Below are 13469 nucleotides of genomic sequence, written 5' to 3' on the forward strand. Positions count from 1 at the left end.
CAGAGGCCCGTCCGGGTCGAACAGATGGGGCGAACAGAGTTTTGGCGGATCGATCGGCAGGCAAAGCGGTGTTTCTGAGCGGCAGCCTCATGCTGCACGTGACCCGCATGTCGCTGACCACCAGCATTGGCCTGATGGCCATTTTTGCCGTCGACTTTGTCGATATGATCTTCATCTCGATGTTGGGCAAAGACGCCCTCGCGGCGGCGGTGGGCTATGCCGGTACGCTGCTGTTTTTCACCAACGCGATCAATATCGGATTGTCGATTTCGGCCGGGGCGCTGGTCGCGCGCGAACTTGGGGCCGGGCGGGCTGAACAGGCAAGACATTACGCGTCCAGTGTGGCTGTTATCGGGCTGATTGCCGGGCTGATGACATCCGTACTGGTATTGTTGAATCTCAGTTACCTGCTGTCGTTGCTCGGCGCAGAAGGTGAGGTTCTGAGGCTGGCGACGCGGTATGTGTCGATCATCCTTCCCACCATGTGCGTGATGTCGATTGCGATGGCGGCAATGGCGGTGCTGCGCGCCCACGGCGATGCGCGACGGTCGATGATGGCAACGATTTATGGCGGTGTGGTGAATGCTGTTCTGGATCCGATTTTGATCTTTGCTGTCGGGTTGGGGCTGGACGGGGCCGCGATTGCCTCGGTCCTGGCGCGGCTTTGCATGTTGGGAGCGGCGTTGTGGCCCGCGCTCCGGGTGCATCGGGGATTTGCGCGTCCTTCACTGAAGCAGGTAACACAGGATTTGCGCCCCGTGCGGGCAATTGCAATTCCCGCTGTTCTGACGAATGTCGCCACGCCGATCGGGAATGCCATCGTGGTGCGGGAGATCGCGCAATATGGCACGGATGCGGTTGCGGGCATGGCTGTGATTGGACGTCTGTTGCCAGTGGCGTTTTCAGTCATCTTCGCGCTGTCTGGCGCGATAGGGCCGATCATCGGACAGAATTTCGGGGCCGAAAAGTTCGATCGTGTGCGCGCTGCCTTTTTGGCTGGGATCAAGTTTACGGCCATTTATGTACTTTGCATGTCGGCTATCTTGTTTTTGCTGCGCGCACCGATTGCGGATTTGTTCGCAGCCGAAGGCGAAACCCGAAGTCTGATTTATCTGTTCTGTGGCCCGCTGGCATTGGCTTCGTTCTTCAACGGCGTGATCTTCGTGACAAATGCCAGCTTCAACAACTTGGGGCACCCGGTGTATTCCACATGGATAAACTGGGGTCGCCACACAATTGGAACATGGGTTTTCGCAACGATTGGTTCACAGATCGCCGGAGCTTCCGGCGTTCTGCTGGGTCAGGCCTTCGGAGGCGTCATCTTTGCAGGTGTTGGATGGGTTCTGGTCGCACGGGTTGTGGCACGGTTGGAGCGCTCACAAGCGCTGGAGCCTTTTTCCCATCAAGGTCGACTCCATTCACTGTTCGGGCGTCGCGGATGGTGATCAGGTCGGATCAGTTCCCCTGATTGCGCGCTTCCAGCCGTTCCAGATTGACCACGGTCGACAGCATCAGGCGATCATGGCTCCAATCCTGTGTTTGCTGTAGCGACGCAGACCCCAGTGCAAGAAGGGTGGCGAAGGTCAATGCCATCCCCAGGAACAGAGCGGGGAGGGTGGGCGCCGTCGGTTGCGCATCAGTCAGCGCAAGCACACGCTGTCGCAGCACACGCTTGGCCTTGCCGCCAGTCACAAAGGCAACGTTCAAAACGCGTGGATTGTTAACCGAGATCGTACGTGCGCAATAATCCAGCAGGCACGCGGTATACTCGCGCGCATCGATCCGTTTGCGGGCCACCACTGACTGGTCGCATGCCAGTTCACGTAAACGGCCGAACTGATACTTGAGCATCAGATAGGCAGGGTTCCAGAACAACAGCGGGCGCAGCATTTCAAAGCCCAGTTCCCATTCGACATCGCCCGCCCGAACATGCTGAAGTTCGTGTGCCAACGCAAAACGCAGCTCGTGCGGGTTATCCAGCAGGTGGCTTGGCAGAACGACATGGCGACGGCGCAATCCGCGCACTGCGAAAGGTACGGTGATGCGATCCGAGAGATGGATATCAACCTTGTTTGACTGCCGCCAAAGAAAGCTGGATTTGACTGTCTGACGGATCATCATCGCGTCCCGCAAGGCGCGAGCCGCAAACACGGCGGCGACCAAAACGAGCAGTGTCGCGAATGCGGTGATAATCGGCTGCTGCCCTGACAACGCAAGATCCACCCACCTTTCACGGGTGTTCAGCAGGGCCTCGAACTGGGTGGCAGGCATGGCGATGTCGCCGCGCAGATAGGCGGCAACGGCGATGTCGCCGAGCGCCATGGCGCTGCCCGGCCATGCATAAGAGGCGAATGATGAAACACCGATCGCAAGAAAGGGGCTGATAAGTACGCAAACGCACAGCGCCTTGAGTGCACGCAATTGCGCGACAAAGCTATGGCGCAGGGCTGTTCGGTTCAGGGCTGCGCGTGCCACCAGCCAGATGACGGCGGACAAGGCCAGCACGATGTTGAGTTCAATGAATGCGTCGAGAACCGGTCTAACCGCTGTCATTTTGCAGTCTCCTCTCTACCAGCGCTCGAATTTCCTCAAGATCGGCTTCGCTCAGCCCCGCATCATCGACAAGCCGTGCCACCAATGTGGCGGGGGTGTCGTCGAACAGTGTACGGGACAGGTTTTGCAGCGAACGGGCCTGATATCTGTCCTTTTCCAGAAGCGGCGTATAGATCAGGGTCTTTCCTGTCTTGTGGCTTTCCACAAAACCCTTTTCGTCCAGAATACGAAGGATCGTGGCCCCGGATGTGTAGGCTAGATTGCGTTCCAAAGGCAGGCGGTCCAGGACATCTCGCACCGAGCCTTGCCCGAGGGCCCAGAGTTCGTTCATGAACTCCAGTTCAACCTCGGTCAGCAGATTTGTTGTCTTTTTCTTTCGCATCGATCTCGGTGTAGTCATGTTTAGTATGCCTGACAGACAAGCATCCTTTCGCGATTTCTCAAAGTCTAAACTTTCCAGAACACAAAAACGCCCCAACCGATAGACAGGAAAAGAGGTATCCAGACCGGCTGTCCGACAAGCCCCAGCCAGGCGAGGAAGATATAGGCGGACCCCAGAAGGGTGATGAACAGCCGGTCGCCCAATGTGGTCGTCAGCCCCAGTACACCGCGCCGTTCTATACCATCGCGATACTTGAAGCCCTCAAGAACGCCAATCACAGCGATGGCCGAAAAGATTCCGACGAACACGGCCAGTGTCGCCGGGGTCCAGGCCATCCAGAAATCGGGCCACAGTGGGGCAGTCCAGGAAAAGCCTTTTTCCTCTGGCTGGCCGACGCTGCCCCATCCGGCCTGCTGGGCAAAAGTGGTGGAAGGCAGGAAAAAGAGGGTGAGAAGAAGTTTACGCATATCGAACCTCACACACGTCCCATCGCGAAACCACGCGCGATGTAGTTGCGGACAAACCAGATGACGATGGCGCCGGGGATGATGGTCAGGGTGCCGGCGGCGGCAAGCAGGCCCAATTCGTACCCCGCGCTGGATGCGGTGCGGGTCATCACGGCGGCGATGGGCTTGGCCTCGACCGCCGTCAAGGTCTTGGCCAACAGCATTTCCACCCACGAGAACATGAAGCAGAAGAAGGCCGCGACGCCGACGCCAGCTTTGATATTCGGCAGGAAGATCGTCACGAAGAAGCGCGGGAAGGAATAGCCGTCGACATAGGCTGTTTCGTCCAGTTCCTTTGGAATGCCGCGCATAAAGCCTTCCAAAATCCAAACCGCCAGCGGCACATTGAACAGCGTGTGTGCCAGTGCCACGGCCAGATACGTGTCGAACAGACCGATGGAAGAGTAGAGCTGAAAGAATGGCAGCGCAAATACCGCAGCCGGAGCCATCCGGTTGGTCAGCAGCCAGAAAAACAGCTGTTTGTCACCTAGGAACCTGTAGCGAGAGAAAGCATAGGCAGCAGGCAGTGCGACACAAACCGAAAGTACCGTGTTCAGAGTCACATAAGCGATCGAGTTGATGTAGCCCCAGTACCAGGTCGGATCAGTGAAGATTGTGATGTAATTTTCCAGCGTAAATGTCTGGGGGAACAGGGAAAAGCCCGACAGAATCTCGTTCGTGGTCTTGAAGGACATCGCCACCAGCCAATAGATCGGCAGCATCAGGAACGCGATGTACAGGATCGGGATGAGGGAACGCTTTTTCATTCTGCGTCATCCTTTGTCATCAGAGTGTAGAAGAGCCACGACACAAGCAATGTGATGGCGAAATAGATCAGGCTCATCGCCGCCGCCGGGCCAAGGTCGAACTGTCCCAACGCGATCTTCACCAGGTCGATCGACAGTAGGGTGGTCGAGTTGCCGGGGCCACCGCCGGTCAGTACGAAAGGCTCGGTATAGATGTTGAAACTGTCCATGAACCGCAAAAGAATTGCGATGGTCAGAACTGTCTTCATCTTGGGCAGTTGGATGTAGCGGAACACCGACCAAGGGCTGGCACCGTCGATCTTGGCCGCCTGATAATAAGCGTCAGGGATCGACACGAGGCCCGCGTAACAAAGCAGCACCACCAGTGAGGTCCAATGCCAGACATCCATCACAATGACCGTAATCCAAGCCGACAGAGGTTGTTGGGTCATGTCATAGTTGATGCCCAAAACGTCATTTAGGAAGTATCCAAGCAGGCCGATCTTGGGCAGGGTAAAGATGTTCCACATCGAGCCCACCACATTCCACGGTATCAGCATCGGCAGAGCCATCAGAACCAGACAGACCGGCACCCAAAAGCCTTTACGCGGCATGGATAGCGCGACGATGATGCCTAATGGCACCTCGATGATCAGGATCATGAAGGTAAACAGGAACTGCCGTCCCAAAGCGGCCTGGAAACGGTCTGATCTCAGGATTTGTTCAAACCAGCCGAGCCCTTCCCAGAAGAACTGGTTGTTGCCAAAGGTTTCCTGCACCGAATAGTTGACCACAGTCATCATCGGCACCAGCGCGTTGAACGCGACCAGCGCCAGGACCGGAAGGACGAAGAACCACGCCTTTTGGTTTTCTGTTCTCATTGCGCCCGCTCCTCGGTTGCGATCCAGCCGTCCCGATAGACGCGGGATTGTTCGGGTTTGAATTGCAGGAAGACCTGCGAACCCGGCTCGGGCACGCTGTGTTCGGTTACAGCCTTGAGGGCGGTGTTTCCGACCATCGCGCTAACCACAAAATGGCGACCGATGTCCGATACTTTGGTCACATGCGCGGGGATGCCGGTCTCGCCGAAGCCCACATATTCCGGGCGAATACCCAGATCAGTGTGGCCGCCGTCACCATGCGCGGGGCCTTCCAGCATGATTTCGTGCCCTTCAAAGATGGCGCGGTCGCCTTTGGCCTCACACGGAAGAACGTTCATACCGGGCGAGCCGATGAAGTGGCCGACAAAAGTGTGCTGAGGACGCTCGAACAGTTCGACCGGCGTGCCGATTTGAACCACTTCACCGTCCTGCATAACGACAACCTCATCGGCGAAGGTCAACGCCTCGGTCTGGTCATGGGTCACGTAGATCATGGTGGCTTGCACGCGCTGATGCAGTTCTTTCAGCTTGGACCGCAGCTTCCATTTCAGATGGGGATCGATCACGGTCAGCGGCTCATCGAACATCACAGCGTTCACGTCATCACGAACAAGGCCACGGCCCATCGAGATTTTCTGCTTGTTGTCCGGGCTCAGGCCCGAGGCCTTGGTGCCCAACATATCCGTTACATCCAGCATCTCAGCAATTTCATTGACACGGCGCTTGACCGTAGCGGCATCAACGCCTCTGTTCTTCAGCGGAAAAGCCAGGTTTTCGCCGACGGTCATGGTGTCGTAGATCACCGGGAACTGAAACACTTGCGCGATGTTGCGCTGATCCGGGGGTAGGGCAGTTACATCCTGATCATCGAACAGGATACGCCCCTCGGACGGGGTCAGCAGGCCGGAGATGATGTTGAGGAGTGTGGACTTGCCGCAACCTGACGGCCCCAGCAGTGCATACGCCCCACCATCACGCCATGTCACGTCGATTTCCTTCAGCGCATAGTCCTCTGGGCCTTTTGGCGCGGGCATGTAGCTATGTCGAAGGTTTGAAAGCTTGATCTGTGCCATGTCAGGCCACCCTTTTGCCGTCTTGGCCGAAATACCGGCAATGGGCCGGGTTCATGTAGAAACTGTGATCTTCACCCACCTGATAGGGGTGAACGCCAGCAGCCAATGATACCCAGGCGTCATCCCCATGCTGGAAATGCGCGCTGGAATCCGAACCTGAGAGTTCGGTTACGATAACGCGGCCCGTCAGCTCGACATCCGTGTCAGATGTACGGAATGGCGTCACGCGGTGAGGGCGCACGGCGACCATGTACTCTCCATCCACCAAATCCGTGACGGACCAGCCGCCGCCGCCAGCCAACTGCGCCTGAGCGCCAGATACTGTTATTTGGGCAACGTTGATCGGCGGGTCCGAGAACACACGTGCGGCGGCAATGTTTTCAGGGTTTCGGTAGATGTCGGCAGTCGGACCGAATTGGGTCACACGGCCATCTTCCATGAGGGCGGTGTAGCCGCCCAGCAAAAGGGCCTCTTCGGGTTCCGAGGTGGCGTAGACCACAACGGCCCCGCGACCAGCGAACAGGTCGGGAAGCTGCTCGCGCAGTTCTTCACGCAGTTTGTAATCAAGGTTGGCCAGCGGTTCGTCGAGGAACACGGCGCGGCTTTCCTTCGCGATGGCACGCGCCAGTGCGGTCCGTTGCTGTTGCCCGCCCGACAGCTCGTGCGGCCGACGGTGCAGCATGGGGCGTAATTGCAGCAGGTCCGCAGCCTCTTCAACGCGGCCCTGGATTTCGGACTGCGCCATGCCTGCTACACGCAGAGGAGAGGCGATGTTGTCGAATACGGTCATATGCGGGTAGTTCACGAAGAACTGGTGCACGAGGCTGATTTGTCGCTTTTGCGTGTTCAGCCGCGTGACGTCCTGGCCATCCATAATGACCTTGCCCGAGGCTATCGGATCCAGACCGGCCATCATCTTGATAAGAGAGGTCTTGCCTGACCCGGTGGCACCCAGCAGCACATTGAAATGGCCGGTTTGCAAGGTCAGTGACGTGGGTTTGATATGGTTGACGTTGCCGACCCGTTTGGTCGCGTCTTGAAGTTCGATCATGTCTGTGGGTTCCGATCCCGCAGCGCGTCGCGCTGTCTTGGTCTTGATGTGGGGATGCCGCAAACGGCACCCCCGGTTTCAACAGCTTACTGAGACTGCCAGCGCTGAACCAGTTCGTCATAGTTGACGGTCTGGCCTTGCGGCTTTTCGTTCTCAAGCTTGGCCTTGGGCGAGCCCGGCTTCTCCAGCCAGAAGGACGGATCCTGCGGTTCGTTCAGGCGCGGGCCACAGCCACCGTAGACACCGGCACTTTCATCCGCTGCCTGCATGCGGGCCATGGTGATGTCCATCTCTTCGGCCAGACGATCCATCGCCTCTTGCGGGGTGAAGGCACCCGAGTTCACGTCACCGATCTGCTGCCACCAGATCTGGGCCAGCTTCGGATAATCCGGCACGTTGATGCCGGTCGGCGACCATGCCACACGGTCAGGCGAGCGATAGAACTCGACCAGACCACCCAGCTTGGGTGCGCGTTCGGTGAACGATTCGTGATTGACCGAGCTGTCACGGATGAAGGTCAGACCCACATGGGACTTCTTCACATCAACAGTTTTGGACGTCACGAACTGAGCGTATAGCCACGCCGCCTGAGCACGATCCGCAGGGGTCGATTTCAGGAAAGTCCAGGAGCCCACGTCCTGATACCCAACCTTCTGGCCTTCTTCCCAATAGGGGCCGTGCGGGCTGGGCGCCATCCGCCACAGCGGTGTGCCTTCGTCATCCACAGTGTTGTTGCCTTCAGACTTCGGTTTCACCATGTCGGCGGTAAAGGCGGTGTACCAGAAGATCTGCTGGGCCACGTTGCCTTGGCTGAGCGCGGGCAGCGACTGATAGAAGTCATAAGACGCTGCACCCGGAGGAGCATAGGCCCGCAGCCATTCATCCCATTTGCGGATCGCATAGACCGCAGCCGGACCGTTTGCAGCACCGCCGCGTGACACCGAAGCGCCAACAGGGTTACAGGTGCCCGCTTCCATGCGGATGCCCCATTCGTCGACAGGGATACCATTGGGTTCGCCCACATCACCGGCACCGGCCATCGACAGCCACGCATCAGTCATACGCCAGCCAAGGTCAGGCGCACGTTTGCCGTAATCCATGTGACCATAGATCGTGGTGCCATCGACTTCTTTCACATCGTTGGTGAAGAACTCGGCGATGTCCTCGTAGGCTGACCAGTTGACCGGGACACCCAGATCATAGCCGTACTTCTCTTTGAACGCGGCCTTGTTGGCTTCGTCATCGAACCAGTCCTTGCGGAACCAATAAAGGTTCGCAAACTGCTGATCGGGCAGCTGATACAGCTTTCCGTCCGGACCAGTGGTGAACTGAATGCCCATGAAGTCATCCAGATCCAGTGTCGGCGAAGTCGTCGCCGCCCAGTCACCACCCATCATGTCGGTCAGCGGATAAGCCAGTTGCAGACGCGAGTGCGTGCCGATCAGGTCACTGTCATTGACATAGCCGTCATACAGGTTCCGACCTGTCTGAAGCTGGGTCTGAACAGCCTGAACCACTTCGCCCTCGCCGAGGATTTGGTGATTGACCTTGATTCCGGTGATTTCCTCGAATGCCTTGGTCAGGACCTCGGATTCGTAAGAGTGGGTCGGAATGCCTTCGGACAGGACGTTGATTTCCATGCCAGCGTAAGGCTGTGCAGCCTCGATGAACCACTGCATTTCACCCATCTGTTCGTCTTTCGACAAGGTCGATGGCTGGAATTCGTCGTCGATCCAGCGTTGTGCTGCGGCTTCGTCGGCCCAAACAGGACCGTGCCCCGCAATGACGGCAGCCGCCGCCACTGCGGAAAGTAGATGTCTCCGCATCTGTCTCCTCCCAAAAATTATGGTTCTCCGGCAGAAACCGGATGCCGGACAGCATCAGCGATTTCTTGCGTACGTGTCAAACTAAAAATTTAGTAATTGACGTTCAGACATCCCGAAAGAGGGGGGCTGAACTCATTTGCCAATTTGTGAATTCGCTGTAAGCTGCCATTGTTTATACAAAAATTACCGCTGAACCGTGCAGCCCGAATTGCGGAAAACGACTTGGAACAGTGAGGGCAGGCAATGTCCCGAAGTCTGTTGAAGTACACGCGTGTTCTCGAAATTGTCGGGGACACAATCAAGGTTCGTGTGCCAATCGAGGACACTCGTGAACCGGCTGTTCGGTTCAACGACCTTGCTGTGATCGAGACGGTAGATGGCCGAAAACCACTGGCCCAAACGATCTTCATCGACCGGGATGTCGTCACGTTGCAGGTGTTTTCGGGTACCAAGGGAATATCGACCGAAGCAACGGCAACCTTTCTCGGTCATCCGATGCAGACACCTTATTCGGCCAACATTCTAGGGCGGGTCTTTGATGGCGCCGGTGTTGCCATTGATGGAGGCCCCGACCTGTCTGCGGAGCCGCATATCGATATTGGCGGACCGACCGTCAACCCGGCGAAACGAGCGGTTCCGAATAAAATGATTCGGTCAGATGTGCCGATGACCGAAGTGTTCAACACTTTGGTCGAGAGCCAGAAAATTCCGATTTTCTCGGTTTCTGGCGAGCCATTCAATGCTTTCCTCAGCCGAATCGGTATCCAGGCAGATGCAGATATCGTGGTCTTTGGCGGGCTGGGACTGATTTTTGACGACTACCACACGTTCCGCACCTCGTTCGAAGATGCGGGCGTGTTTTCGCGCTCCGTCACGTTCGTCAGCCAGGCGATGGATCCTTTGGTCGAATGTCTGCTGATGCCGGACATGGCGCTGGCGGTGGCTGAGAAGTTTGCTGTGGAAGAGGGCAAACGCGTGCTGGTCTTGCTGACAGACATGACCGCCTATGCGGATGCAATGAAAGAGGTTGGTATCAGTCAGGAAAGGGTGCCTTCTCAGCGCGGCTATATGGGGGACCTGTATTCCCAGTTTGCGCGCCGATACGAAAAAGCCTGTGACTATGCCAAAGGCGGGTCGGTTACGGTTCTGACCGTCACGACTATGCCCGGAAATGATGCAACCCACCCGGTACCTGACAACACCGGCTATATCACCGAAGGGCAGTTCTATTTGCATTCCGGCTTGATCGATCCGTTTGGCAGCCTGTCGCGCCTCAAACAGAACGTGATCGGCAAGACCACCCGCGAAGATCACGGGCAGATCATGAACACGATGATCCGTTTCTATTCTGAAAGCCGCGATGCCGTGCAAAGACAGGCGATGGCCTTCGATCTGTCGGACTACGATCACCAGTTGTTGAAATTCGGCGGCCTATTCCGGTCTCGGTTCATGGACATCAATGTTTCGATCCCGCTGGAAGAGGCGCTGGATCTGGGTTGGAAGACACTGGCAGAGTGCTTTGCGCCGGAACAGTTGCTGATGAAGCAGGCATCGATCGACAAGTATTTCCCGAAGGGTGCCAATGGCGCGGTTGCAACTGAATAAATCATCGCTTGCACGCGAGCAGACACAGCTGAAAAGCTATGAGCGGTTCCTGCCGTCTTTAGACCTGAAACAGCAACAGTTGGTGGCCGAACGGGTCAGGGCTCGGGAAGAAGTCAAGCGGCTTGAGCACGAAGTGCAGGTCCTTTCGCAGCAGGTAGGAGAAAGCTACCGATGCTGGCCCAACAGGGCATTGATTTGGAGGGGCTGGTCGAGCTCAGGGATTACAAGGTCAAGGAGGTCAACGTGGTGGGTGTCAAGATGCCCGACCTGGTCCGGATCGACGTTGTCGTGCGTCCATATCCCGTTTTGGCCAAACCCCATTTGGTCGATGTCGCTGCTCGGTTGCTGCACGATATGGTCCTTTACGCCGTCAGTGAAGGTGGGCGACACGGTCACTGCCGGGGACAGCGTTGGAACAGTACCCGAAGGCCATCTCAGCCACCAGATCATGCTGTCGTTCAACTGGACCGGCGTGTACAAGGTAGTCTGGGTGCAAAAAGGCGCGGCCACGATCCATGACATCGTGGCCCGTCTGGAAGACGAAATCGGTGGTGAGCATACGCTGACACTCTCGCAGAAATGGCTGGTTCGGCGACCACTGCCAGAAAATGTACTGAAGCGCGCACTGTCCGAGCGGTTGTATCCGACGGAACCGGTTCTGACTTCGCAACGACTGATTGACACGTTCTTTCCGATTGCACGCGGTGGCACCGCCTGTATTCCCGGGCCGTTCGGAGCGGGTAAAACCGTGCTGCAAAACCTGATCGCACGGAACGCAAAAGTGGATATCGCGATCGTTGTGGCCTGCGGCGAGCGCGCGGGTGAGGCGGTAGAGACCATCGAGGAATTCCCGAAGATGACCGATCCGACCACCGGCGGCAGCCTGATGGATCGGACGATCATCATCTGTAACACGTCGTCCATGCCGGTTGCCGCGCGCGAGGCGTCGATCTTCACCGGAATAACGTTGGGGGAATACTACCGTCAGATGGGGTATGACGTTCTGTTAATCGCCGACAGCACCAGCCGGTGGGCGCAAGCCATGCGTGAAACCTCTGGCAAGCTCGAAGAAATTCCGGGCGAAGAAGGGTTTCCGGCCTATCTGGAAAGCTCGATCAAGGGTCTGTACGAACGCGCCGGGGCGTTGAAAACAAATGACGGCGATTTCGGCAGCCTGACACTGATCGGTACGGTTTCGCCTGCTGGCGGCAACTTTGACGAGCCGGTAACCCAGTCAACCCTGTCGACGGTCAAGTGCTTCCTCGGGTTGTCATATGAACGGGCTTACAAGCGGTTTTATCCGGCAGTCGACCCGATGCTCAGCTGGTCCCGGTATACTGACCAATTGTCCGGCTTGTACGACAAGAACTCCGAACCGGGGTGGACGGGCAAAGTACGTGAGCTTCTGACGCTGATCGAAAAAGGTGAACAGGTCGTTCAGATGATGCAGGTCACTGGGGAAGAGGGCGTCACGATTGACGATTTTGCAACCCAACAAAAAGCGTTGTTCGTTGACATGGTCTACTTGCAGCAGGACGCATTTGACAAAGTCGATGCGACCGTGCCACTCGAACGGCAAATAATGACGTTCAAGCTTGTGCACGATGTGGCGCAATCCACGGCAGTCTATGTCGACAAGGCCGAGGCCCGGCAGGTGTTCACGCAACTGACCGGGTTGATGAAGAACTTTCACTATGCGGCAGAAAACACACCCGAATACAAATCCACCTGGCATAAGATCGAAAACCTGTGCCGAGAAAAGCTTGGGGTCTGAGACAGATAACACCGGTTCATTCCGGCGATCCCCGAAGGCTGGAAATACCTCGCGGCACAGTCGTGTCACCGGCTTGTCGTGTGCGACGATCCATGCCCTTATGATGCGAAAACGAATATTCGGAGCTGACAGTGAAGAAAAAAGCCCCAAACACCCATCGTGAACTGGAATTGCTTGACGCATTGCGGCGTCTGGGCGGGGCAGCGCGAAACTCTGATCTAGTGAATGTGCTGGGTGTGTCCGAAGAAACGGTGCGACGTACGATCAAGTCCCTGTCCAAGGCGGGCACGATCGAGCGCGTTCATGGCGGTGCCTACCTTGCCGGGGCGCAAGGTGATCCCGGTTTCTTTCGCCGAATTTCGCAACATGCCGACGAAAAGCGTCTTATCGCGGCTCATACGGCCAAAATGGCCCGGGATCAGATGACGGTTTTTCTGGATGTCGGCTCGACCACCGCCTTTGTCGCCGAGGAATTGCGCCGGGCCAACCGCCTGACGGTTGTCAGCAATTCTATCGGTGTTGTGCAGACCTTGGCAGGGATCAATGGAAACCGTGTGCATCTGCTGGGCGGAGAGCTGCAAAGTGATGAGAGGGGCACGTTCGGCCACGTCGCCCAGAGGCAATTGCAACGATATGCGTTTGATCTTGCGATCCTCAGCACGGATGCGATCTCGGACAGCAAGGGGTTTCTGTATCACAGCCCGGCAGAGGCAGATCTTGCCATGGTCGTGGCTGGTCAGGCGGATCACGTTGTCATGGCTGCCGCGCATTTCAAATTTGGCAATATGGCCCCTTATGTCGGGCCAGATCCGCGTCAGGTGCACGCGCTTGTGACAGACGCGGCACCGAAAGGGGCGATGGCCAAGTCCTTTGACCGTTGGGGCATTGACGTACAGGTTGCGAAAGCAGGTGGATCTGATGCGGCGTGACATCAACCACGCGTCAGAAAAGGCTAATTGTCAGATCAGAAAGCAAAGGCTGAAGATGCGGGAAAATGGTAGCCCGTAGGGGAATCGAACCCCTCTTTCCAGGTTGAAAACCTGGCGTCCTAACCGATAGACGAACGGGCCAC

12 protein-coding genes and 1 tRNA gene are annotated in these 13469 nt (G+C 57.0%); 4 read left to right on the plus strand and 9 right to left on the minus strand.

The features are described from left to right. Nucleotides 1-41 precede the first annotated feature (41 nt). Complete coding sequence (locus AC2FLP_RS15035; protein ID WP_496684654.1) at nucleotides 42-1445, plus strand: MATE family efflux transporter; 1404 nt, start codon at nucleotides 42-44, stop codon at nucleotides 1443-1445. 10 nt (nucleotides 1446-1455) lie between these two features. Here the strand turns inward: AC2FLP_RS15035 and AC2FLP_RS15040 are convergent, their stop codons facing one another. The 8 genes from AC2FLP_RS15040 to AC2FLP_RS15075 form a co-directional block, all read right to left on the minus strand. After that, nucleotides 1456-2553 carry a M56 family metallopeptidase gene (locus tag AC2FLP_RS15040; RefSeq protein ID WP_496684656.1) on the minus strand — a complete coding sequence of 366 codons (1098 nt, stop codon included), beginning with the start codon at nucleotides 2551-2553 and terminating at the stop codon, nucleotides 1456-1458. Next, complete coding sequence (locus AC2FLP_RS15045; protein ID WP_117869443.1) at nucleotides 2540-2935, minus strand: BlaI/MecI/CopY family transcriptional regulator; 396 nt, start codon at nucleotides 2933-2935, stop codon at nucleotides 2540-2542. Before AC2FLP_RS15045 ends, AC2FLP_RS15040 begins: the two co-directional genes overlap by 14 nt. Before the next feature lie 65 nt (nucleotides 2936-3000). Continuing rightward, nucleotides 3001-3402: a DUF2160 domain-containing protein gene (locus AC2FLP_RS15050; protein ID WP_299636723.1), complete on the minus strand. Its 402-nt coding sequence runs from the start codon at nucleotides 3400-3402 to the stop codon at nucleotides 3001-3003. Between the two features lie 8 nt (nucleotides 3403-3410). Then, nucleotides 3411-4208 carry a carbohydrate ABC transporter permease gene (locus AC2FLP_RS15055; protein WP_117869441.1) on the minus strand — a complete coding sequence of 266 codons (798 nt, stop codon included), beginning with the start codon at nucleotides 4206-4208 and terminating at the stop codon, nucleotides 3411-3413. Continuing rightward, a complete protein-coding gene (locus AC2FLP_RS15060) occupies nucleotides 4205-5068 on the minus strand; it encodes a carbohydrate ABC transporter permease (RefSeq protein WP_117869440.1) in 864 nt (287 codons plus the stop codon). The genes AC2FLP_RS15055 and AC2FLP_RS15060 overlap by 4 nt, the downstream gene beginning before the upstream one ends. Beyond that, nucleotides 5065-6141, minus strand: a complete 1077-nt coding sequence (locus tag AC2FLP_RS15065; RefSeq protein WP_299895873.1) for an ABC transporter ATP-binding protein — start codon at nucleotides 6139-6141, stop codon at nucleotides 5065-5067. Before AC2FLP_RS15065 ends, AC2FLP_RS15060 begins: the two co-directional genes overlap by 4 nt. Before the next feature lies 1 nt (nucleotide 6142). Further along, on the minus strand, nucleotides 6143-7192 hold the full coding sequence (locus AC2FLP_RS15070; protein ID WP_299895875.1) for an ABC transporter ATP-binding protein: 1050 nt from the start codon (nucleotides 7190-7192) through the stop codon (nucleotides 6143-6145). 86 nt (nucleotides 7193-7278) lie between these two features. After that, nucleotides 7279-9018: an ABC transporter substrate-binding protein gene (locus tag AC2FLP_RS15075; protein ID WP_117869438.1), complete on the minus strand. Its 1740-nt coding sequence runs from the start codon at nucleotides 9016-9018 to the stop codon at nucleotides 7279-7281. Nucleotides 9019-9261: 243 nt separating this feature from the next. On the opposite strand from AC2FLP_RS15075, the gene AC2FLP_RS15080 reads away from it, so the two are divergent. From AC2FLP_RS15080 to AC2FLP_RS15090, 3 genes are all read left to right on the plus strand, one after another. Beyond that, entirely contained in the window at nucleotides 9262-10623 is a 1362-nt protein-coding gene (locus AC2FLP_RS15080) for a V-type ATP synthase subunit B (RefSeq protein WP_496684659.1), read from the plus strand. A 328-nt stretch (nucleotides 10624-10951) separates the two neighbouring features. Next, a complete protein-coding gene (locus tag AC2FLP_RS15085; RefSeq protein WP_496684661.1) occupies nucleotides 10952-12397 on the plus strand; it encodes a V-type ATP synthase subunit A in 1446 nt (481 codons plus the stop codon). 131 nt (nucleotides 12398-12528) lie between these two features. Beyond that, a complete protein-coding gene (locus AC2FLP_RS15090) occupies nucleotides 12529-13326 on the plus strand; it encodes a DeoR/GlpR family DNA-binding transcription regulator (protein ID WP_496684663.1) in 798 nt (265 codons plus the stop codon). Nucleotides 13327-13392: 66 nt separating this feature from the next. On the opposite strand, the gene AC2FLP_RS15095 is transcribed toward AC2FLP_RS15090, so the two are convergent. Beyond that, nucleotides 13393-13467 (minus strand) — tRNA-Glu (locus AC2FLP_RS15095). Nucleotides 13468-13469: the final 2 nt, after the last annotated feature.

This window comes from Ruegeria sp. CDSA141, from assembly GCF_059612005.1.